A 20,049-nucleotide genomic window follows, 5' to 3' on the forward strand; every position below is an offset into this window, starting at 1 on the left:
CAACCCGGCTACTTCGCCGCCTGCGCGTCCAGCGCCTTGATCTCATCCACGGCGGCCTTGCGCGCCGCCGCATCGACACCGGACGCGCCCTTGTCCTTGGCGAAGGCAATGAGGGCCGCGCGCGTGTCCTCGTCGCACCCGTCCGAGCCTAGGCTGTCGATGCCGGCTTTCTTGGCGGCGGCGAGCACGGAGTCGCAGGCGTCCGGCGCGAAAGCGAATTGGCCCATGATGGCGCCAAGCGTCAGCGGGTCCTGCAGGCGCGGATCGTCGCGGATCGCCTGGATGGTGGCGCTGCCCACCATCTTGGATTTGCGGTCCTGCGCGATCTGCGTCAGGTCGAAGATGAACTCGAATTCCGGCTTCTCGACGCCCTCGGGCTTCGACACCAGTATATCCAGCGCGTATCGTGTGATCTCCTCGGGCGTCACCACCGAGCGGATGGCGCGCGCCTGATGGTAGTTGCGCACCAGCACCCAGCGCGAGGGCAGGTCGCCATAGCGGGCGAGAATGCCGAGCTGCTTGATGGCTGCCAGCTTTTGCTTGTCGGTCTTGGCGGCCTGCGCCTGGGCGAAGACCTTGTCGCGGATGCGGTTGACGATATCCGTGTCGAGTCCGCCCGGCGCCGGCGCGGCTTGTGGTGTCGCGGTTGCGGCTTGCGGGCTGGGAGCATCGCCAAGCGGGCCTTTCGCGTCGACCCAGGCGGCCAGCGCCTTGCGCGCGTCAGGGCCGAAATAACCCTTCGGCTCGCCGGTGTAGAAACCTTCGCTCTTCAGCGCCATCTCGATAGCGACGCGAATTTCGTCAGGCAGAGCCTTGCCGACGCCAACAAGGTTCTGGTCGTCGAGGCCGGCCGGCGCCTCGCGGAAAGCATCCATCACCGCGGCTGCGATCGCCGCGTTTCCAGCGCTGGAGGCCGGTCCGGAAAAGAGGCCGCTCAGCTCCATGTCGGCGTCGTCGGCGCCGAACACGCCGGCGCCCATCCTGCCGATGCCGTCATTGTAAAGCGCGATGCGGTTGGTGATGCCTTCGCGCAACGTCACAAGATGGTCGAAACTGTCGAAGGTGAAGGCGTTGGCGAGCTTGCTCTTTGCCTTGAGCGAGCCGAGCCGCGCCGCCTCGCGCCAGGCATGCAGCCGCTCGCGCGGGTTCTTGTCGACGCCGACACCGTCGGCATAGGCATCGCCCAGCAGCACCATCGCCTCGACGCTGCCCAGATTGGCGGCGTTGATCAGCATCGCGGTCGCCTTCTGGTCGTCCTGCGGATAGACCGCGCCTTTGCGCAACAGCTTCGCTTGCAGCAGATAGGCCTGCTGTTCCTTCCTGGCTTCGCCTTCCTCGATCAGCGCTTTCAATTGATCGTCGCTCAGCCCGTCGTCGCGGCGCGACGGCCTGTAGCTTGTCGAATCGAGATTGGCATATTGCGTCGAGGCGCAGAGCCAGAGCGCTTCGCGGTCGCCACCGTCCGCCAGCGGTTTCAGCAAGGCGCGTGCCGCATCCTCGTTCTTGAACTGCTGATCGTCCGACAGCTGCAGCCGCGCCAGCGCAAGGGCAGCACCCGGTTCGCCGGCCTCGGCGGCATCGCTCAGGCGCTCGATGAACAGGCCCGGATTGTCGATCTGGACGCCGTCATAGTCGGGAAGCAGCTTCGCCAGCCTGATGGCGGCGTCGAGGTCCCAGGAGGCGTTGAGCAATTGGATCGCTTCACGCGGCTGGCGGCCGACGAATTTGCCGTCGAGCAGCAGGCCGGCGAGCATCGGCCCTGCCTCGGCGACGTTCTTGGTGGCTGCACGCAGCATGGCGATGGCGCGCTTGCCGTCGGCCGGGCCGCCTTCGCCCTTGGCCAGCATGTCGGCCAGCATCGGTACGGCATCTTGATCGCTGCCGACGCGCGCCTCCAGCAGCTGCCTGGCCTTCGTCGCGTCTTGCGAAGTTCCACGGCCCAGCCGCAGCGCCTTGATGTAAGCCAGCGCCGATCGTCCGGAGCCGTTGGTCCCGGCCTGGGAATCGGTCTCGACGGCATGAAAGGCCTTTTGCTGCTCGTCGCTTGTGAAGCCGTCTTCCGCCAGCGTCGTCCGCGCAATCAGCAGCGGCATGGCGGCGCGGAACTGGCTGTCCCATTCGCCCGGCGACTGGCCTTGGGCCGGCGCGTCGATGACGCGTTGCGCTGTCTCGACCACCTTGCGCGCGTCGCGGCGCAGCAGCGGCCCTTCGATATACTGACGCAGCAGCGTCTCGAGCGCCGTTAGATGACCGGCGGCGCCGGCCTTCTGCAAGGCATCGAGCGCCATCGCTCGTGTGACCGGCAGTGGACCGGCATCGGCGCTGTCGTGCCGGTGCACCGAATAGACCTCGTAGAGCAGATAATTCGCCTCGGGACTGCCGCCGTCGGCGATGAGCTTGATCTGCGGCAGGAGAAAGGTAAGCCCCGGCTGGTTGAGCGCGACCTGGACCCGCAGCCATTCGAGCGTCAGCCGCTTTTCCTGCGGCGCGCCGAGCATCGCCGCCTGGCATTTGTCGGCCAGGGTCTTGAGCTTGCTCAAGTCGAAGTCCTGCGGGAAAAGTTCGCCATACTGGATGGGCGGTGCCTTGGCTTCAGGATCGAGCGGCACGGAAGCGCCGCGATCGCAGACACTGATCGCTTCCGCGAGCGCGGCCTTCTTCGCCGCATCGTCTGCAGCCTTCTTGGCCGCGTCGTCGGATTTTTCGGAAGGCGCCTGCGCCCCCAGGGCCACTCCGGCAGGGGGCGTCAAGGCGAGGCAGGAAAGAACCAGGGCATGCACTGGCCGCAGCATGAGCGTTCCCCCTCGGATTTCGGTCCGGGCGCAGCCGGACACACAGGCGCTAAATTAGCATGTCACGTCAGCGGTGATGAGTGTGACGCTTCACATTCGCGTATAGTTCGCCCTTGTCACGTCCCGATGTCGTGGCCGGCAGTCGTTTGAATCACTTTGCCAAGTCGGCGTGCTAGAGGATTGTTCCGACTCGAGCTTTCGACAAGGATCGCCATGCCGTACCCGCTCAGGATAGCCATCGCCGGCGCGCTAGGCCGCATGGGTCGGCAGATGGCAGAGACGATCGCGGCGGACCCACGGCTGGAACTCGTCGCCCGCTTCCATCGGCCGGGCAGCACGGGCGAGGGGCTGGTCGAGCGCGATGAAGCGCTGGCGCTTGCCGATGTGGTCGTCGACTTCACCACGCCGGCGGCTTCCGCCGAATTGGCCAAGGCGTGCGCGGCACGCGGCGGTCCGGCGCTGGTCATCGGCTCGACCGGTTTTGACGTCGCTGAGCTGGAAGGCATAGCGGAAGCGGCGAAGGAGATCGCCATCGTTCGCTCAGGCAGCTATTCGCTGGGACTGAACATGCTGACTGGGCTGGTCGAGCAGGCCGCGAGGACGCTTGGAGCCGACGATTGCGACATCGAGATCTTCGAAGCGCATCACCGCTTCAAGGTCGACGCGCCATCGGGCACGGCGCTGATGTTGGGCGAGGCGGCGGCGCGAGGCCGCGGCGTCAGGCTGGACGATGTGGCGAAGCGCGCCCGCGACGGCCTCGTCGGTCCGCGCAATGCCGGCGAGATCGGCTTTGCCGTTGCGCGCGGCGGCGGCATCGTCGGCGAGCACAGCGTGAGCTTCCTAGTTCTTGGCGAGACGCTCACGCTCTCGCATGCCGTCGGCGACCGCTCGATGTTCGCGCGCGGCGCCATCGCGGCGGCGCTCTGGATCGCCGGCCGATCGCCGGGCGAGTATGACATGCACGATGTGCTGGGCTTCACCGCCTCGTGACCGGAAAACCGAGCCGGATTTTGTTCCGCAGCCGTTAAAACGGCTGAAAGCCAGCTGAAAGCTTGGCCATGCCATGACGGTTTTGTGGCGTTCGCCACATGAGCGGCTGGGAGTGGCCGCAAGGAGGAAATGCGGCGCGCCGCGCCGCCCAGTGGAGGAAGTTACGTGACCCGTTTCATCTCTAAACGCGTCCTGCGCTCGGTGGCGCTTACGCTTGCCATGGTTGGCGCTGGCGCATCGGCGGCCTCGGCTGCCGACAAGATCACCATAATCGTCGGCGGCATGGAAAAGCAGATCTATCTCCCGGCCGTGCTCACCCAGCAGCTCGGCTATTTCAAGGATGAGGGCCTGGACGTGGAGCTGGTGAACTCTCGCGCGGGCGTCGAGGCCGAGAATGAATTGCTGGCCGGCGCCGTGCAGGGCGTCGTCGGCTTCTACGACCACACCGTCGACCTGCAGTCGAAGGGCAAATACATCCAGTCGATCGTGCAGTTCAGCCAGGCGCCGGGCGAGGTCGAGCTGGTCTCGGCCAAGCATCCGGAAATCAAGTCGCCGGCCGACTTCAAGGGTGCGACGCTCGGCGTCACCGGTCTCGGCTCCTCGACCGATTTCCTCACCCAGTATCTCGCGGTCCGCAACGGCCTGAAACCCGGCGATTACACGCTGCTTCCGGTCGGCGCCGGCAACACCTTCATCGCCGCCGTCAAGCAGGACCAGATCCAGGCCGGCATGACGACCGAGCCGACCATCGCCAAATTGCTCCAGACCGGCGAGGCCAAGGTGTTGGTCGACATGCGCACGCCTGAAAAAACCAAGGAAGCGCTGGGCGGCGACTATCCGGCGGCCTCTTTCTACGTCCAGTCGAGCTGGCTCGAGGGTCACAAGGACGAGGCGCAGAAGCTCGCCAATGCCTTCGTCAAGACGATGAAGTTCATCGCTAGCCATTCGGCCGAGGAGATCGCCGACAAGATGCCGAAGGACTATTACGCCGGCAGCAAGGACCTCTATGTGCAGGGCCTTGCCGGCGGCAAGGCGATGTTCACGCCGGACGGCCGGATGCCGGCCGACGGACCGGAGACGGTGCTGAAGGTTCTGTCGACGTTCTCAAAGAGCCTGCAGGGCAAGCAGATCGACCTGTCGAAGACCTACACGACCGAGTTCGTCGACGCGGCGAAGTAGCGCCGGCAGGCAAGGGCGGGCCGATCGGTCCGCCCTGGAAAAACAAGAGCTTGCGCCGGCCGTCTGAATCAATTCGGCAGCGGCGCCTTTCCGGATGCCGAGCCGAGTCAGGCCCCTGAGCTTGACCCGCCGGCATCCCCGCGCCACCGCAACAGGAGTGTGTCATGCAATCGCAGACCATGGCGGCCGAGAAACTGTCTCCCGCCGCGCCGCCGGCCGATGCCGCCATAGCCATCGACGATGTGACGCTGCGCTTCGTCACGCCGGACGGCCACATGATGACGGCGATCCGCGATTTCACCATGACGGTGGCGCGCGGCGAATTCGCCTGCGTCGTCGGCCCGACCGGCTGCGGCAAGTCGACGACGCTCAACCTCGTCACCGGCCTGCTCAGGCCCACCACCGGCAATGTCCGCGTCATGGGCAATCCGGTCACGGACATCAGCCGCGATATCGGCTTCGTCTTCCAGGCCGACGCGCTGTTTCCGTGGCGCAGCGTCATCGACAATGTCGCCGCCGGACCGCTTTTCCGCGGCACGCCGAAGCAGGAAGCCTACGACAAGGCGCGCGACTGGATCGGTCGCGTCGGCCTTTCTCGTTTCGAAAAGCACTATCCGCACCAGCTCTCGGGCGGCATGCGCAAGCGCGTGGCGCTTGCACAAACCTTCATCAATCAGCCCAAGATCCTGCTGATGGATGAGCCCTTCAGCGCGCTCGACATGCAGACCCGCACCGCCATGCAGGATGAGCTCCTGGGTCTATGGTCGGGACTGAAGTCCTCCGTCGTCTTCGTCACGCATGATCTCGAGGAAGCGGTGGCCCTGGCCGACAAGGTTTATGTGCTCACCGCCGGCCCAGGCACGGTGAAGAGCGTCTACCGCATCGACCTGCCGCGCCCGCGCGTCATGGCCGACATCCGCTACGACCCGAAATTCATCGAGATCGCCAAGGTGATCTGGAACGATCTGCGCGAGGAAGTGCAGCTCGGCCAGAGCCGTGGCCTTCAGACCGGCCATTGAGAGGAGAAACCGCATGACCGCCATCTCTCCGACCGATCAAGCCGCCCGCGCGACCTCGATCGTCGCCGCCGAAGCGCAGGCAAGGGCGCGGCTGCGCAAGCGCCACGCCTTGGTCATCGGCCTGCGCCTCACGATCCTCATCGTCTTCCTCGGCCTTTGGGAACTCGGCGCCGATTACAACGTCATCGACCCGTTCTTCTTCTCCAGCCCGTCCGGCATCTGGGAGCAGATCTGGTCCTGGGTTACCGAGGGCACCTCGCAGGGGCCGCTCTGGCTGCAGATCTATGTGACGCTGGAGGAAACCTTTCTCGGCTTCGCCATCGGCGCCGTCGGCGGCATCGTGGCGGGCATCATCCTCGGCCGTAACAAGCTGCTGGCGGACGTCTTTTCAATCTACATCAAGATAGCGAACTCGGTGCCGCGCGTGGTGCTTGGCTCGGTGTTCATCATCGCGCTCGGGCTCGGCATGGCGTCCAAGGTGGCGCTGGCTGTCGTCATGGTGTTCTTCGTCGTCTTCGCCAACGCCTTCCAGGGCGTGCGCGAGGCCGACAGGGCGATGATCGCCAACGCCCGGATCCTCGGCGCCTCGCCGATGCAGATCACCACATCGGTCATCATTCCCTCGGCGATGAGCTGGATCCTCGCCAGCCTGCATGTCTCGTTCGGCTTCGCCCTTGTCGGCGCCGTCGTCGGCGAGTTCCTCGGCGCCAAGCAGGGCATGGGCCTCCTGATCTCGACGGCACAAGGCGCCTTCAACGCCAATGGCGTCTTCGCGGCCATGATCATCCTGGCGGTGATGGCGCTGGTGGTGGAATTCCTGATCACTCGCTTCGAGAACTATGTGGTGAAATGGCGCCCTGCGCCGTTCAGCGAGCAGGGGACGTGATCAGGCGGCGGAGTTTTTTGCCGCAGCCAGCGGCAGCCGCACTTCGACCTTGAGCCCACCCGCGGCGGCGTCGCCCAGCGTGACGCTGCCGCCGGCATTCTCGACCACCTCGCGCACGATTGCCAGGCCGAGCCCGCTGCCTTCCTCGGTCGCGCCGGCAATACGGTAGAAGCGCTCGAAGACATGCTCCCGCTCTTCCACCGGGATTCCCGGTCCGGCATCGCTGACCGTGAGTTCCGCCTCGCCATTAGCCGCGGCCAGTCTCACCGTAACGCTGCCGCCCGATTTGGAATAGCGCAGCGCGTTGTCGACCAGGTTGACGATCATCTCGCGCAGCATTGTGCCGTCGCCGATCACCGGCACCGGTCCATTCTCATCGAAACCGAGGTCGATGTCGCGCCTGATCGCCGCCGGCGCCTGCGCTTCCAGCACCTGGCGAGCGGCTTCGGTGAGGTCGATCAAGTCGGCGCGCGGCCGCCGGCTGCCGGGTTCAGCCCTGGACAAGGTAAGCAGCTGTTCGGCCAACCGCGCCAATTTGCCGGAACTCGCCTGCAGCGCCACAAGTGCCTCCTGCCGCTGGTCGGCCTTGGTCTCCCGCAAGGCGTAGCTCGCCTGCGTCGACAAGAGCGCCAGCGGGGTGCGTAACTGGTGGGCGGCATTGGCGATGAAGCGCCGCTGCGCCGCCATCTGGGCCCGCACGCGCTCCATATAGGCGTTGAGCGCCTCGATCAGCGGCCGGATCTCGCTCTGCGCGCCTGAAATCTCGACCGGTTCGAGGTCGCTGCGGCTGCGCGAGCGCACCGCGTCGCGCAACCGGATGAGCGGCGTCAGCCCACGACGCAGGCCGAGCAGCACGAACACGCCCGCAATGGCCACGAGCGCAAGCTGCTGGGCGAAGGCGCTGAGCCACAGGCGCTTCACCATCGCGTCATGGCCTGCGAGCGTGACGCCGACCGTGACCTTGATCGGTGAATCCGTGCCGGCGCCGATCACCGCGTGGCTGAGCGTTGCCAGGCGCAGCGGGTGATCGCGATAGGAGGCTTCAATGCTGCCGCGCTCCGGCGCCACAGGCAGGTCGGGATAGCCGGTCAGCAGGCGTCCGCCGGCAGTCTCGACGCGATAATAGACGCTGTCACGGTCGCCGGTATCGAACATCTCGATCGCCGCCGGTGGCACGATGGCGTCGAGCGCGCCATCGGCCATCGCCACCTGCTCGGCGATGGCACGCGCCGAGCCGATCAGCATGCGGTCGGTGACGAGGTCCGCCGTCGCCATGGCGTTGCGATGACTGGTCCATAGATTGATGGCGGCGAGTCCGGCCAGCGGCAGCACCACCCAGGCCAGCAATTGCAGGCGAAGGCTGCCGATCCGAGGCCTGCCGATCCTCATGGAGCCGGATCGTCGTGGCGCAGGAGATAGCCGAGGCCGCGCAAGGTTGCGATCTGGACTCGCGATCCTTCGAGCTTCTTGCGCAGCCGGTGCACGTAGATTTCGATGGCACTGGGGTCGGCGTCGGTCTCGAAGTCGTAGATCGCGGTCGATAGTGCTGCCTTGCTCACGGTGCGCCCGGCCTTCACGACGAGTTGTTCCAGCACGGCGTGCTCGCGTGGCGTCAGCGACAGCGTCGCGCCGGCGAGCGAAAACAGGCGCGTGTTGGTGTCGAAGATAAGATCGCCGCAGGCAACGACGGGCGCGGTGCGGTCGTTGGCGCGGCGCAGTTGCACGCGGATGCGGGCTTCCAGCTCCTCGATCTGGAAGGGTTTCGCCAAATAGTCGTCGGCGCCTTCGTTAAGGCCCTTGACCCGGCCGTCGAGGCTGGCGTTGGCGGTAAGCACGATCACCGGCACCGGGTTGCCGCGCGCCCGCAGCTTTTTCAGCACCTCCATTCCGCCCATGCGGGGCAGGGCAAGGTCGAGGATGATCAAGGCATGGTCGCCGGCGGCCAAAGCATGCTCGACATCCTGGCCGTCATGCACGACGTCGACGACATAGCTTGCCTGGCGCAGCGTCTTACCCAGCCAATCGGCCAGTTCGCGATTGTCCTCGACAAGCAGGAGCCGCATCGTTTGTCGCTGTTTCCTCCCAACGGCACCGGCCTTCGCCAAGAGCAGCGGGCGGCGTCCAAATTGGTCCCTGAGGCAACCGATAGTATCGATCGGTCCGCAAGGCAAACGTGGTTTCCCGGCGGTCGCCACCCCGGTCATGGCGTTTGCCGAGCTGCTTGTTAACCCGTGCAATCGATGAAACCGAACCGTTCGGTTCAATTAATGTTGACGGTTCGTGTAGCCTAGGTGAACACCGGGAGCCTATGTCAGGGGGCTGCGCTTGATGGCGATCGCTATAAGTATTTGATAAGGAAAGATAAAAATGCGACCGCTGCCTCGCTCATGTAATTTCAAGATCGAACCGAACGGTTCGGTTCACAACTTTTCGTGATTGGAAATGGCAACAGGGCCGACCCATTTGGGGGTGGTCCGAGCGACGCGAATTTCCATCAAGGCACGCCACTAGACGGACACGACTTTTGAAATCTGGAGTACCTAAAATGAACAAGATTGCTTTTGCCGCCGCTGCTTTCCTCATTGCCACGGGCAGCGCTTTCGCCGGCAGCGACCACTTCAACCCCAACGATGCCAACCAGTCGGCCGTGACGGCCCCGGCGGGCAACGTCGATCGCACCGTCACCGGTTCGATCAGCAAGTTCGAACAGCGCTTCATCAAGAATGCGCCCAGCTCGAACCAGCAGGAATCCGGCCAGGGCCTCTGGGGCAACCACTAAGCTGGTTCCAGTCCCGACCAGACCATCAACCCAATCATCAACTTTGAATTTGGAGTAACTCAAATGACCAAGATCGCTCTTACCGCTGCCGCCCTGCTTGTCGCCACTGGCGCCGCTTTCGCCGGGTCGGACCACTACAATCCAAATGAAGCCAACCGGCCGGCCGCTTCGGTCGACACCTCGGTCACCGCTTCGATCAAGAAGTCGGACGCCAATGTCCAGAAGCCGGCGGCTCAGGCTCCTGCCCAGGATCTGTTCGGCAACCGCTGAACGGCCTGATCTCCCAACACTTCAAAGCGGCGGGTTTGTCCCGCCGCTCTGTTTTTCTACAGCCGCCCGCCCTTGAGGCCGCCTTTGCCGGGTTGATCAAGCATGGATCACGAAGCGGTGATGCTTGTAACGGCGCCCTCTGTGCCGTCGAAGTGGGAGCAAGGGCCGATAGACGGGGCCGATGCCAGAAAATTCAAGCGAGTGGAGCGAGCGGGCGGCACCCGGGCGATTGTCCGAGGCTGTCCCATGCCGATCCACCAGGTCATCGGATCGCCAATCACGCCCGACCAAACAGCCCAACCCGAAACCAGGAGTTTTTGAAATGACCAAGATAGCTCTTACCGCCGCCGCCCTGCTTGTCGCCACTGGCGCCGCCTTTGCCGGGTCGGACCACTACAACCCCAACGAGGCGAACCGGCCGGTTGCTTCGGTCGACACCTCGCTCACCGCGTCGATCAAGAAGTCGGACGCGAATGTCCAAAAGCCGGCCGGCCAGGCCGAGCCCCAGGATCTGTTCGGCAATCGCTGAGCGGCCTGGTCTTCCAAGACGCTGTTCCAAGACCTTGAGCGGCGCGCTTGTCCCGCCGCTCTGCTTTTCTACAGCCGGCTATGGCCGGTTTGAATTGATCACAAGGATTTATCATCACAAGCATTTGTAATCGTTCCTCTTTTTTCGGGCGAAATCCAGGCCGAGCGTGCTGTGGTGGCTGAAAGACGGACGCGCCGGGAATAAATCCCGGCCGTCGCGGGTCTTGTCGGCAGCGGGGCCATCCTCCCAAGGCCACCGCCCCGACGAACCAGATGAACAAGGAAAACCGAAATGACCAGGATCGCTCTCACCACTGCTGCAATGCTTCTCGCCATGGGCTCTGCCTTCGCCGCGAGCGACCACTACGACCCCAATGACGCCAACCGGCCGACCGCCGCTGTAGACAGCAGCCCCACCGCTTCGATCCGCAAGCAGGAGGCTGCCAAGCCGGCCAGTGTCGACGCCTCCATGACGACCGGCCCTGCCGGCTCCAAGGCTTGGCCGGACCCGGGCCAGGGTATCTGGGGCAACTGATTTTCACGCCTCGGATATGTCACAAAGGACGGCGGACTTGTTCCGCCGCCCTTTGTCCTTTGTATTGGGCGGCAAAGAAGCGCCTTCCTTGCAGGGAGTTGGCAGCGCCGCCTACGCTAAGTCTTTCGGCCTGATGCAATGGGTGAGCCGGGCGCCGCGAAAGTCGAGGTCCGCCCAATCCTCGTCCAGCGTGAAGCGGGCGAGTGCCGCCGTCGGAAACTTCGCTTCGATCTTCTTGAAGACGCTCTCATCCGATCCGGCGCCAGCCAGCCGCAGCGCAAAGTGCTGCAGGCCGGGATTGTGGCCGATCACCAGCACACTGGTTGCCCTGACCTGCCGCACGCGCGCCAGGATGGCGCCGGCGGCCGCCTCATAGAGCTCTTCAGCGAATTCCGCCGACACATGCTTCGGCAGTTCCTGGGCGACCAGCCGCCAGGTGTCGCGGGTGCGCAGCGCCGGCGAGACCAAGGCCAGATCCGGCAGCCAGCCGCGCCGGGCGAGCTCCCGCCCCATCAGCGGCGCCGTCTTCAAGCCGCGTGGGGCGAGAGGACGGTCGAAATCGGCAAGTGCCGGATCGTCCCAGCTCGACTTGGCGTGGCGCAGGATTAGGAGTTGTTTCACGGGCATCGATCAGGACCAGGGAATCTCGGCGTTGAAATTCTCGCCATGCCTACCACCGTACCTCGCCCCCGTCTCGACATCGAAGGCTGCGGCCAGCGCACCGAAGACGAAGAGGCCTACGCGATGCTCGCCTCTATCCCATTTGACGGCGATGTCGGCCGCGGTGATCGACCAGGCTCCTGAACGAATATGGATCATGCCGACGATCGGCCCGGCTGTTTCGCCCTTGGCCTCGCATAGGTAAAAATAAGCTGTAGCGCTCTGCGGGCCGTCGGTCTCGTCATACTCGAAGACGCCGGCGAAATCGCCTTTGCTACGGACCGCGCTGTCGAAGATCTCCAAGGGCGACAGATCCTGACAGGTTCAAACTAAGGCGTGATCCGCGCCAACTGTTCGAGGTCCGTCTCCTCGCGCAGCGGGTCGGGTGCCATCACCACCGAAGTGGCGTTGTCGGCGTCGTCGGCGAAGTGGGCGAGCACGGTGTGGCCCTTTTCCATGCGCGCCTTGCCTTCGGCGACCAGACCCAGCGCCAGCGGATAGAGCCGGTGCTCCACCTTCAGCACGCGCGCGGCAAGCGTGTCCTCATTGTCGCCGACCATCACCGGCACGGCGGCCTGCGCGATGATCGGCCCGTCATCCATCTCGGGCGTGACGAAATGCACCGAGCAGCCATGGATGCGAACGCCGGCGCGGATCGCGCGCGCATGCGTGTCCAGACCCTTGAAGGCCGGCAGCAGGGCAGGGTGGATGTTGACCATGCGCCCCTGCCATTTCTCGACGAGGCCGCGGCCGAGGATGCGCATATAGCCGGCGAGCGCGACGATGTCGGCGCCGAAGCCGGCAAGCGCGGCGTCGATCGCGGCGTCATGAGCGTCCTTGCTTGGATGGTCGGCGCGCTGGATGACCTTGGTGGCGATGCCGCGCGACTGGGCTATGCCGAGGCCGGCGGCGTTGGCGCGGTCGGAGATGATGCCGACGATCTCGGCCGGATAGGTTGGGTCGCTGGCCGCCGCGATCAGCGCCGTCATGTTGGAGCCGCGTCCCGAGATCAGGACGACCGTGCGTTTCCTGCTCATAGGCCGATCGAGCCCCTGTAGATGACGCCGGCGTCGCGGCGCGGCACGATGCGGCCGATCGGCGTCACTGTCTCGCCGGCTTCCTGCAGCACCGCCGCGACCTGCGCAGCCTGGCCGGAGGCGACCGCGAGGATCATGCCGATGCCGCAGTTGAAGGTGCGCATCATTTCTTCCGGCGCGACGCCGCCGGTCCTGGCCAGCCACGAGAACACCGGCGGCGCGTCGATCGCCTCGAGGTCGAGCTCGGCCGAAAAATCCTTCGGCAGCACGCGCGGGATGTTTTCCGGGAAACCGCCGCCGGTGATGTGGGCGAGCGCCTTGATGCCATGCGTGTTGCGGATCGCTTTCAGGATCGACTTCACATAGATGCGCGTCGGCTCGAGCAGCGCCTCGGCGAGGCTGAACTCCTCGTTGAACGGCGCCGGATCGCTCCAGCCAAGGCCGCTCGCGGCAACGATCCGGCGCACCAGCGAAAAGCCGTTGGAATGCAGGCCGGACGAAGCAAGGCCGAGCAGCACGTCGCCCTCGACGATGTCGTCGGTCGGCAGCAGCTGGCCGCGCTCGGCCGCGCCGACCGCGAAACCGGCAAGGTCGTAGTCCTTGTCGTGATACATGCCGGGCATCTCGGCCGTCTCGCCGCCGATCAGCGCGCAGCCCGCCTGCCGGCAGCCTTGCGCGATGCCGCCGACGATCGCAGCGCCCTGCTCGGGATCGAGCTTGCCGGTGGCGAAATAGTCGAGGAAGAAGAGCGGCTCCGCCCCCTGCACGACGATGTCGTTGACGCACATGGCGACGAGGTCGATGCCGATCGTGTCGTGCTTGCCGGAATCGATGGCGATCTTGAGTTTGGTGCCGACGCCATCATTGGCGGCGACCAGCACCGGATCGGTGAAGCCGGCCGCCTTCAGGTCGAACAGCCCGCCGAAGCCGCCGATCTCGCCGTCGGCGCCCGGCCGGCGCGTCGCGCGCACCAGCGGTTTGATCTTCTCGACCATCAGATTGCCGGCGTCGATATCGACGCCCGCCTCGGCATAGGTGAGCCCGTTCCTGCGCTTGGCCTTGTCGCCTTTGCTCATCGTCGGCTCGTCCCTGTTTGTCATTGCGGGCTCTTCGCATGAATGGTTTCGGGGAGCAAGGATGACGGCTATCCCAGCCGACAAAACCTTGGAAAGTGGGCGAGGCGCCGGAGCTGCCCCGCTACTTGCGCCAATCTTCCATCTCCCTCATCTTTTCTCAACAAAAGACACGACGGGACCTCACGTGACCCTTCCCAACATGATCACGATCATGCGGCTGCTGCTTGTGCCCGCCGTGGTGCTGGCCATGCTGCAGTCGCTTTGGGGTTGGGCCTTCGCCGGATTCCTCGTCGCCGGCATTTCCGATGGCGTCGACGGCTTCATCGCGCGCCGCTGGAACCAGTCGTCCCGCCTCGGCGCCTACCTCGACCCGGTCGCCGACAAGCTCCTGCTGGTCTCCGTCTTCGTCGTCATGGGCTTTGCCGGCGAACTGCCGCTGTGGCTGGTGGTGACCATGGTCTCGCGTGACGGGCTGATCGTCTGTGCGGTGCTCCTGTCCAGCGTGATGAGCCATCCGGTCGAGGTGAAACCGCTCTTTGTGTCGAAGGCCAACACCGCCGCGCAGATCGTGCTGGCGGCGCTTGTGTTGGGCGAACTTGCCTTTTCCGTGCATCTCGGCCCGCTGCGGACGGCGCTCATATTGCTGACCGGGGTCTTGACCGTGGCTTCGGCCGCGGCCTATCTCGTGGCTTGGCTAAGGCATATGAGCGGCTATGGCGAAGGCTCCCGGACGAGCAACTCCCAGAACGACAGCACCAAGTCCGGCGACATCAAGTCGGGCATCGGCAAGTCGGGCGGCCCCAGCACGGACGCCTGAGAGCGATGGCGCGGTGATCGCCGCCGCCGACAGCTCCGGTGGGCTTCGTCGCCAGGTCTTCTTCTGGTTGGCGACGGCCGTCCTGCTTGCGCTGTTCCTCTATGTCTTCTCGGGTATCCTTCTGCCGTTCGTGGCCGGCATGGTGCTCGCCTATTTCCTCGACCCGGTCGCCGACTGGCTGCAGCGGCTTGGCCTCTCGCGCCTCATGGCGACGGTGGTGATCCTGATCGCTTTCATCGTCGTCGTGGTGCTGGCCTTCGTCATCCTGGTGCCGGTGCTGGCCACGCAGATGGCCGATTTCGCCCGCAAGCTGCCGGAATATCTCACCCGCCTGCAGTCGCTGATCACCAGCTTCGACCCGAAATGGCTGGAACAGCGTTTCGGCGTCAACGCCGCCGGCCTGCGCGACGGGCTGAACTCGCTCTTGACCTCCGGCTTCAGTCTGCTCACCACCGTCTTCACCTCGATCTGGAGCTCGGGCGTGGCGCTGGTCTCGGTGGTCAGCCTGTTCGTCGTCACCCCGGTTGTCGCCTTCTACATGCTGCTCGACTGGGACCGGATGGTGGCCGAGGTCGACGGCTGGGTGCCGCGCGACCATGTCGAGACGGTGCGCGCGCTCGCCCGCGACATCAACACCGCCACCGCGGGCTTCGTGCGCGGGCAGGGCACGCTCTGCCTTGTGCTCGGTGCCATGTATGCCACGGGCCTGACGTTGACCGGCTTGAACTTCGCCATCCTCATCGGCTTCTTCGCCGGGCTGATCTCCTTTATCCCCTATGTCGGCTCCTTGACCGGGCTGGTGCTCGCCGTCGGCGTCGCCTTCGTCCAGTTCTGGCCGGACTGGACCATGGTGGTCGCCGTCGCCTGCGTGTTCTTCGTCGGCCAGTTCATCGAGGGCAACATCCTGCAGCCGAGGCTGGTCGGAAAGAGCGTCGGCCTGCATCCGGTGTGGCTGATGTTCGCGCTGTTTGCCTTCGGCGCGCTGTTCGGCTTCGTCGGCCTCTTGATTGCCGTGCCGGCCTCGGCGGCGATTGCCGTGCTGGTGCGCTTCGCTATCGGCCGCTATCTCGAATCGCCGCTTTACAAGGGCCACGCCACCCAACCCGCGCCGCCATTGCCGGCCGATCGCGGCGGCGGCCACCGCTCGAATCGGGGCTGAAATGGCTGCTCAGCCAGCAGATACGCCGCGCCAGCTGCCGCTCGATCTCGGCCATGGCACCGGCTATTCGCGCGACGAGCTCGTCGTCTCGGGCACCAATGCGCAAGCGGCATCGCTGATCGACCGCTGGCCGGACTGGCCGTCACCGGTCGTCGTGCTGGCCGGGCCGCCGGGCTCCGGCAAGACGCACCTCGCCCGGATCTGGCAGGATCGAGCGCATGCCGTCGCCATCGATCCCGGCCGAATCGGCGAGCACATAGCCGCACTCGGCGACAGGCCGGCGCTCATCGACGACATCGACAAGGCGGCGATCGACGAGCCTGGCCTGTTCCACCTGATCAACGCCGTGCGCGGCGCGGGCTCGACGCTGCTGCTCACCGCGCGGCGGTTCCCCTCGGCCTGGCGTGTCGCGCTGCCCGATCTCGTCTCGCGATTGAAGGCGGCGGCGACGGTCGAGATCCACGAGCCCGACGACCTGCTGCTCGCCGGCGTCATCACAAAACTCTTCGCGGACCGTCAGGTCGAGGTCGAGCCGCATGTGGTGCAATATCTGGTGCGCCGCATCGAGCGCTCGCTTGGCACCGCCATGCGCGTCGTCGAGCGCCTCGACCGCGCAGCCCTCGAACGCAAGACGCCGATCACCCGCGCGCTTGCGGCCGAGACCGTCAGCGCCATGGACGAGGGGCAGGGCGAGTTCGATATCTAAGCATGTATCCCGAAAGTGGGAGCCGGTTTCGGGATAAAAACATGCGTAAAATCAAAAACTCGCTTGGAGCGAGTCTGAAAGATCGCGACGCGCTTTAGGGCTGTCACGCCCATAGCCCGGCCAGATGCCGGGCCAAAAGATACACGCCCGTATGCGCCGCGATGTAACAGGCGGCAACAAGGACGAAAACCATCAGGCCGGCGGACCGCGATCGCGCGACGCCGCCCGCTCTCTTGCTCGGCCGGTTGTTCCAGACCCAGAGCGCAGCGCACAGGATTGCCCAGACCACCATGACCGGAACCGCGAAGCCGTAATAGGCCAAATAGGCTGGGCCGATCAGCGACAGCACCGCCTCGACAACAGGCATGGAATTCCCCCTTTTGTTCAAAGTTTAGACCGGCGACAAAGCTGGAAGCGAGGAGATTGTTCGCGCCGCGCCCCGGCAGAAACCGGCTCGCATGGCCGGGCACGACGATAAGCAAGGCTCATCGGCGGGCACGTGACATCGAAATGATGATGTGCTACATTGGTATCAATGAAATCGGTATGATATCAATGGCTGCTGTTACGGTCAGAAACCTTCCGGAGGAAACGCATCGTGCCTTACGGGTGCGCGCGGCCATCAATGGCCGCAGCACGGAGGCGGAAATCCGCGCCATTCTTGAAGCCGCGGTTCGGCCGGAAAGCCGCGTCAGGGTAGGCACCCTATTGTCTGCCATCGCTCGCCGATCGGGCGTGACGAACAAGGACGTCGAAGCACTTGAACAAGCCCGTCAAAAAAGCCCGGCTGAGCCGCTGAAGTTCGAATGATCCTGTTGGACACCAATGTCGTTTCGGAGGTGATGAGACCACAACCTAACGCTGCGGTCCTGGCTTGGCTGGACGAGCGGGTAGCCGAGACGCTCTATCTGTCCAGCGTCACCGTGGCGGAAGTGCTGTTCGGCATCGAGGCCATGCCTGCCAGCCGGCGCAAAAATGCGCTGGCCGAAGCCTTTGGCGGGATTTGTGCAGTCTTCGATCAGCGCATCCTGGCCTTCGACGCCGAGGCGGCGCGCCACTATGCCGGTCTCGCCGTAAAGGCGAGAGCCGCCGGAAAGGGGTTTCCCGTGCCTGATGGATACATCGCAGCCATCGCCGCCGCGAAAGGCTTTCAGGTCGCGTCGCGCGACACGGCGCCGTTTTATGCGGCCAGTGTGTCCGTGATCAACCCGTGGGAGCCCGCAGCCTAGCTTGTCCCATTCCGGAACAGCCTTTCCGGCATCGCTCTTGCAAGGCAGACAATGCCGGTTGATCCCGGTCCCGGTCGCGTTCCAGATCGGGTTGTAGGCTCGCCGGGCTCGAGGTGTTGGGGTTCTCGCCCGGCGGGTTTACCGTTCCAGCGGCCAAACGGGCTAGGTCCGCTTTCCCTTCAGCCTGTCCCGCAGCCGGCGCAGTTGCCGCCGCCACCATGGCTTCGGCTTGCGCGGGACCAGGACCATCTTGCCGTCGATGACGGCGTCGTCCACCCAGTCATGCACCCGCATGCGCCAACCGGCGGTGACGCGGGCAAGCAGGGGCAACGGATCCTCGCCCGCGATGCGCACCAGGGCCGGATCCTTCAGCGCGAGACGGAAATCGAAACCCTGGGCAAGGAGCGCGCGCAGGAACACGATCTGGCGTCGCATGCGGTGGAAGTCGGTTCCCTGTCCATTGACCATCGTGCGGGCGCCGATCCACTGATGGAGACGGGCGCCCCTTAATGTTTCGGCGGGCGGCCGGAAGGAAACCTGTTGGCGCCCGTCCTCGATGCGGCTTGTCGGTGTCAGCGGATACCAGAAATCGAGCGGCGCGCGGATCGGAACCCTGACGCTGGCGCTGGCGAGCGCGGCCTCGGTCGCGCCGCGCCGGAGGCAGATCGCGCTTTCCGCCGTGAACCCCAGTCCCGCAAGCGCATCGAGCAGCAAGCTTCCGCCACCCATAGCGAAAGCTGCGTTGATGCGGTCGCTCAGGAGGGGAGACCACAAGTCGCGCGGCACCCATGTCAGCCTACGTCTGGCGACATCCACGACGACGATGATGTCGGCGTTGGCGTCCCAATTGTCCCTGTCGAGGATTGCTACGACCACGGCTGCCAAGCGAGACCTCCTCTGGCCGGAATGCAGGACGCCAAGACCGGCTTGGTTCTGTCGAGAAGGAAGCGATGGTCGGAGTGGCGTGATTCGAACACGCGACCCCCTGATCCCAAATCAGGTGCGCTACCAGGCTGCGCTACACTCCGACGCCCCGCGCGTATAGGGGTCGCACGCCTGGAAGGCAACACAAAAACGGAGATCAAAAGCGACCGTTCGATTCAGCGCTTCTGGCCGGCGATCTTCCTGGCGATCGCGGCGCCTTGGATTCTTGCATTGGCAAAGCAGCCGCGAATGCTCGGCCGCATGCCGGTGAACCAGAGCCCGGGGAGCTGCGGATCGTTCGCGGCGCCGTTGAACAGCGGTACGCCCTTGGCGTCGAGCACGCCAAGCCCACCCAGCATCGTCTCCAGCCCGGTGCGATAGCCGGTGGCCGCGATGACAATGTCGGGCGCGATCGTCTGGCCATTGTCGAGCACGACGCCACCGGGCCTGAATTCGCGCAACTGCGGCACCACGATGATGCGCCCGGCCTTGATGGCTGCGACCGCGCCATCGTCCGCGGCGATCGCCGTATAGTCGGAACCGAGCCGGCTGGCGCCGCCCGCCGGGGCAGGCGGCAGGCCGTATTTCGTCAGATCGCCGAACACCAGGCGCTGGGTTGCCGCCATGGCCGCGTCAGCGAGCCTTGTCGGCAGGCTGGCCATGAGCGGCGATATGCGGTGCACGGCGATCTTGCGGATGCGTTTGGGCAGCAGCGAAGGTCCATTGCGTGCCGAAAGCCACATCTGGCCCGTCTCGACGCCGGAAAGATGGTTGAGCGCGTCGAAGCCGGAATTGCCGGCGCCGACCACCAGCACCTTCTTGCCGGCATAGTCGCTTGCCTTGCCGAAATCGGCCGAGTGGATGATCGATCCCGAAAAATCCTCCATGCCCTTCCAGGCGGGAATGAAGGGTTGCCGGTCGCGCCCGGTGGCTATCACCACATGCCGCGCCGCCATCACGCCGGTATTTGTCCGCAGCAGCCAGTGATCGTCGCGAAATTCGATCTCGTCGACCACGACACCGAAGGCGATCGGCAGCCGGTGCGTTTGGGCGAAATCGTTGAGGTGACGGATGACAGCGCTGCGATGCGGGAAAGCCGGGGTCCCTGCCGGATAAGAAACGCCGGGCAATGCGGAGAGGTCGCGATGCGTGTTGAGATGCAGATTGTCGTGGCGGCGATGCCAGGGTTCGGCCAGCCGCCCCTCGCGCTCCAGGACTTGCACCGTCACGCCGGCCCCGGCCAGTGCGTGCGCGGCGGCAAGCCCTGCGGCGCCCGCGCCGATGACAATCGTGCCGTCCAATATCGCTGGCTCGCCGACCCCCGACGGCAAGACTTTCGCTTCCGCGCCCATTCGTGTCTTTATCGTCGTCATCATGCCTTCAAGTGGCACGATCATGTATCTGACATATGCCGCCCACCGGCCAAAAGGAATAGGCGGCTGTTGCAAAAACCTCCGGCATTG

The 20,049-nt window shown here is 65.0% G+C and carries 23 protein-coding genes and 1 tRNA gene; 13 read left to right on the top strand and 11 right to left on the bottom strand.

Going from position 1 to position 20,049, the window contains the following annotated elements:
• Positions 1-8: 8 nt before the first annotated feature.
• Positions 9-2,792, bottom strand: a complete 2,784-nt coding sequence (locus MJ8_RS11655; RefSeq protein WP_201414504.1) for a tetratricopeptide repeat protein — start codon at positions 2,790-2,792, stop codon at positions 9-11.
• Between the two features lie 213 nt (positions 2,793-3,005).
• Here MJ8_RS11655 and dapB point away from each other — a divergent pair, with 213 nt between their 5' ends.
• The 4 genes from dapB (at position 3,006) to MJ8_RS11675 (ending at position 6,866) form a co-directional block, all read left to right on the top strand.
• Positions 3,006-3,782, top strand: coding sequence for a 4-hydroxy-tetrahydrodipicolinate reductase (gene dapB / locus MJ8_RS11660; RefSeq protein WP_201414505.1), 777 nt, complete (start codon positions 3,006-3,008; stop codon positions 3,780-3,782).
• Positions 3,783-4,001: 219 nt separating this feature from the next.
• Positions 4,002-4,961 carry an ABC transporter substrate-binding protein gene (locus MJ8_RS11665; RefSeq protein ID WP_225248304.1) on the top strand — a complete coding sequence of 320 codons (960 nt, stop codon included), beginning with the start codon at positions 4,002-4,004 and terminating at the stop codon, positions 4,959-4,961.
• Positions 4,962-5,125: 164 nt separating this feature from the next.
• The gene (locus MJ8_RS11670) at positions 5,126-5,980 is read left to right on the top strand and encodes an ABC transporter ATP-binding protein (protein ID WP_140753649.1); all 855 of its coding nucleotides are present in this window, start codon (positions 5,126-5,128) and stop codon (positions 5,978-5,980) included.
• A 13-nt stretch (positions 5,981-5,993) separates the two neighbouring features.
• Positions 5,994-6,866 (top strand): ABC transporter permease, encoded by an 873-nt coding sequence (locus tag MJ8_RS11675; protein WP_201414507.1) that lies wholly within the window; start codon positions 5,994-5,996, stop codon positions 6,864-6,866.
• Here MJ8_RS11675 and MJ8_RS11680 read toward each other — a convergent pair whose 3' ends face one another.
• A complete protein-coding gene (locus MJ8_RS11680) occupies positions 6,867-8,255 on the bottom strand; it encodes a sensor histidine kinase (protein ID WP_201414508.1) in 1,389 nt (462 codons plus the stop codon).
• On the bottom strand, positions 8,252-8,929 hold the full coding sequence (locus MJ8_RS11685; protein WP_201414509.1) for a response regulator: 678 nt from the start codon (positions 8,927-8,929) through the stop codon (positions 8,252-8,254). Before MJ8_RS11685 ends, MJ8_RS11680 begins: the two co-directional genes overlap by 4 nt.
• 482 nt (positions 8,930-9,411) lie before the next feature.
• Between MJ8_RS11685 and MJ8_RS11690 the strand changes: the two genes are divergently transcribed.
• From MJ8_RS11690 to MJ8_RS11705, 4 genes are all read left to right on the top strand, one after another.
• Positions 9,412-9,645 (top strand): DUF680 domain-containing protein, encoded by a 234-nt coding sequence (locus MJ8_RS11690; RefSeq protein ID WP_201414510.1) that lies wholly within the window; start codon positions 9,412-9,414, stop codon positions 9,643-9,645.
• Between the two features lie 63 nt (positions 9,646-9,708).
• Positions 9,709-9,915, top strand: coding sequence for a DUF680 domain-containing protein (locus MJ8_RS11695; RefSeq protein WP_041010800.1), 207 nt, complete (start codon positions 9,709-9,711; stop codon positions 9,913-9,915).
• Positions 9,916-10,237: 322 nt separating this feature from the next.
• Complete coding sequence (locus MJ8_RS11700) at positions 10,238-10,444, top strand: DUF680 domain-containing protein (RefSeq protein ID WP_201414511.1); 207 nt, start codon at positions 10,238-10,240, stop codon at positions 10,442-10,444.
• 291 nt (positions 10,445-10,735) lie between these two features.
• Entirely contained in the window at positions 10,736-10,978 is a 243-nt protein-coding gene (locus tag MJ8_RS11705; protein WP_201414512.1) for a DUF680 domain-containing protein, read from the top strand.
• 111 nt (positions 10,979-11,089) lie between these two features.
• Here the strand turns inward: MJ8_RS11705 and MJ8_RS11710 are convergent, their stop codons facing one another.
• The 4 genes from MJ8_RS11710 to purM are packed head-to-tail and all read right to left on the bottom strand — an operon-like array spanning position 11,090 to position 13,751.
• Positions 11,090-11,605, bottom strand: a complete 516-nt coding sequence (locus MJ8_RS11710) for a SixA phosphatase family protein (RefSeq protein WP_201414513.1) — start codon at positions 11,603-11,605, stop codon at positions 11,090-11,092.
• A 3-nt stretch (positions 11,606-11,608) separates the two neighbouring features.
• A complete protein-coding gene (locus tag MJ8_RS11715; protein WP_201414514.1) occupies positions 11,609-11,941 on the bottom strand; it encodes a hypothetical protein in 333 nt (110 codons plus the stop codon).
• A 26-nt stretch (positions 11,942-11,967) separates the two neighbouring features.
• Positions 11,968-12,675, bottom strand: a complete 708-nt coding sequence (purN, locus tag MJ8_RS11720) for a phosphoribosylglycinamide formyltransferase (protein WP_201414515.1) — start codon at positions 12,673-12,675, stop codon at positions 11,968-11,970.
• Entirely contained in the window at positions 12,672-13,751 is a 1,080-nt protein-coding gene (gene purM, locus MJ8_RS11725) for a phosphoribosylformylglycinamidine cyclo-ligase (RefSeq protein WP_201415396.1), read from the bottom strand. Before purM ends, purN begins: the two co-directional genes overlap by 4 nt.
• Positions 13,752-13,935: 184 nt before the next feature.
• Here purM and MJ8_RS11730 point away from each other — a divergent pair, with 184 nt between their 5' ends.
• From MJ8_RS11730 to hdaA, 3 genes are read left to right on the top strand one after another with little or no spacing between them, the layout of a single operon-like run.
• On the top strand, positions 13,936-14,568 hold the full coding sequence (locus MJ8_RS11730; protein WP_201414516.1) for a CDP-alcohol phosphatidyltransferase family protein: 633 nt from the start codon (positions 13,936-13,938) through the stop codon (positions 14,566-14,568).
• Entirely contained in the window at positions 14,465-15,727 is a 1,263-nt protein-coding gene (locus MJ8_RS11735) for an AI-2E family transporter (protein ID WP_412177099.1), read from the top strand. The genes MJ8_RS11730 and MJ8_RS11735 overlap by 104 nt, the downstream gene beginning before the upstream one ends.
• A 1-nt stretch (position 15,728) precedes the next feature.
• A complete protein-coding gene (gene hdaA, locus MJ8_RS11740; protein WP_201414518.1) occupies positions 15,729-16,433 on the top strand; it encodes a DnaA regulatory inactivator HdaA in 705 nt (234 codons plus the stop codon).
• A gap of 103 nt (positions 16,434-16,536) precedes the next feature.
• On the opposite strand, the gene MJ8_RS11745 is transcribed toward hdaA, so the two are convergent.
• A complete protein-coding gene (locus MJ8_RS11745) occupies positions 16,537-16,800 on the bottom strand; it encodes a hypothetical protein (protein ID WP_201414519.1) in 264 nt (87 codons plus the stop codon).
• Positions 16,801-16,988: 188 nt separating this feature from the next.
• Between MJ8_RS11745 and MJ8_RS11750 the strand changes: the two genes are divergently transcribed.
• Positions 16,989-17,243, top strand: coding sequence for a FitA-like ribbon-helix-helix domain-containing protein (locus MJ8_RS11750; protein WP_201415397.1), 255 nt, complete (start codon positions 16,989-16,991; stop codon positions 17,241-17,243).
• Positions 17,240-17,662, top strand: a complete 423-nt coding sequence (locus MJ8_RS11755; RefSeq protein ID WP_201414520.1) for a type II toxin-antitoxin system VapC family toxin — start codon at positions 17,240-17,242, stop codon at positions 17,660-17,662. Before MJ8_RS11750 ends, MJ8_RS11755 begins: the two co-directional genes overlap by 4 nt.
• Before the next feature lie 162 nt (positions 17,663-17,824).
• On the opposite strand, the gene MJ8_RS11760 is transcribed toward MJ8_RS11755, so the two are convergent.
• The 3 genes from MJ8_RS11760 to MJ8_RS11770 form a co-directional block, all read right to left on the bottom strand.
• Complete coding sequence (locus tag MJ8_RS11760) at positions 17,825-18,547, bottom strand: hypothetical protein (RefSeq protein ID WP_201414521.1); 723 nt, start codon at positions 18,545-18,547, stop codon at positions 17,825-17,827.
• Positions 18,548-18,613: 66 nt separating this feature from the next.
• A tRNA-Pro gene (locus tag MJ8_RS11765) sits at positions 18,614-18,690 on the bottom strand.
• Positions 18,691-18,762: 72 nt separating this feature from the next.
• Positions 18,763-19,938: a flavin-containing monooxygenase gene (locus MJ8_RS11770; RefSeq protein WP_201415398.1), complete on the bottom strand. Its 1,176-nt coding sequence runs from the start codon at positions 19,936-19,938 to the stop codon at positions 18,763-18,765.
• Positions 19,939-20,049 lie beyond the last annotated feature (111 nt).

The sequence above is a fragment of the Mesorhizobium sp. J8 genome, assembly GCF_016591715.1.
Lineage (GTDB): Bacteria > Pseudomonadota > Alphaproteobacteria > Rhizobiales > Rhizobiaceae > Mesorhizobium.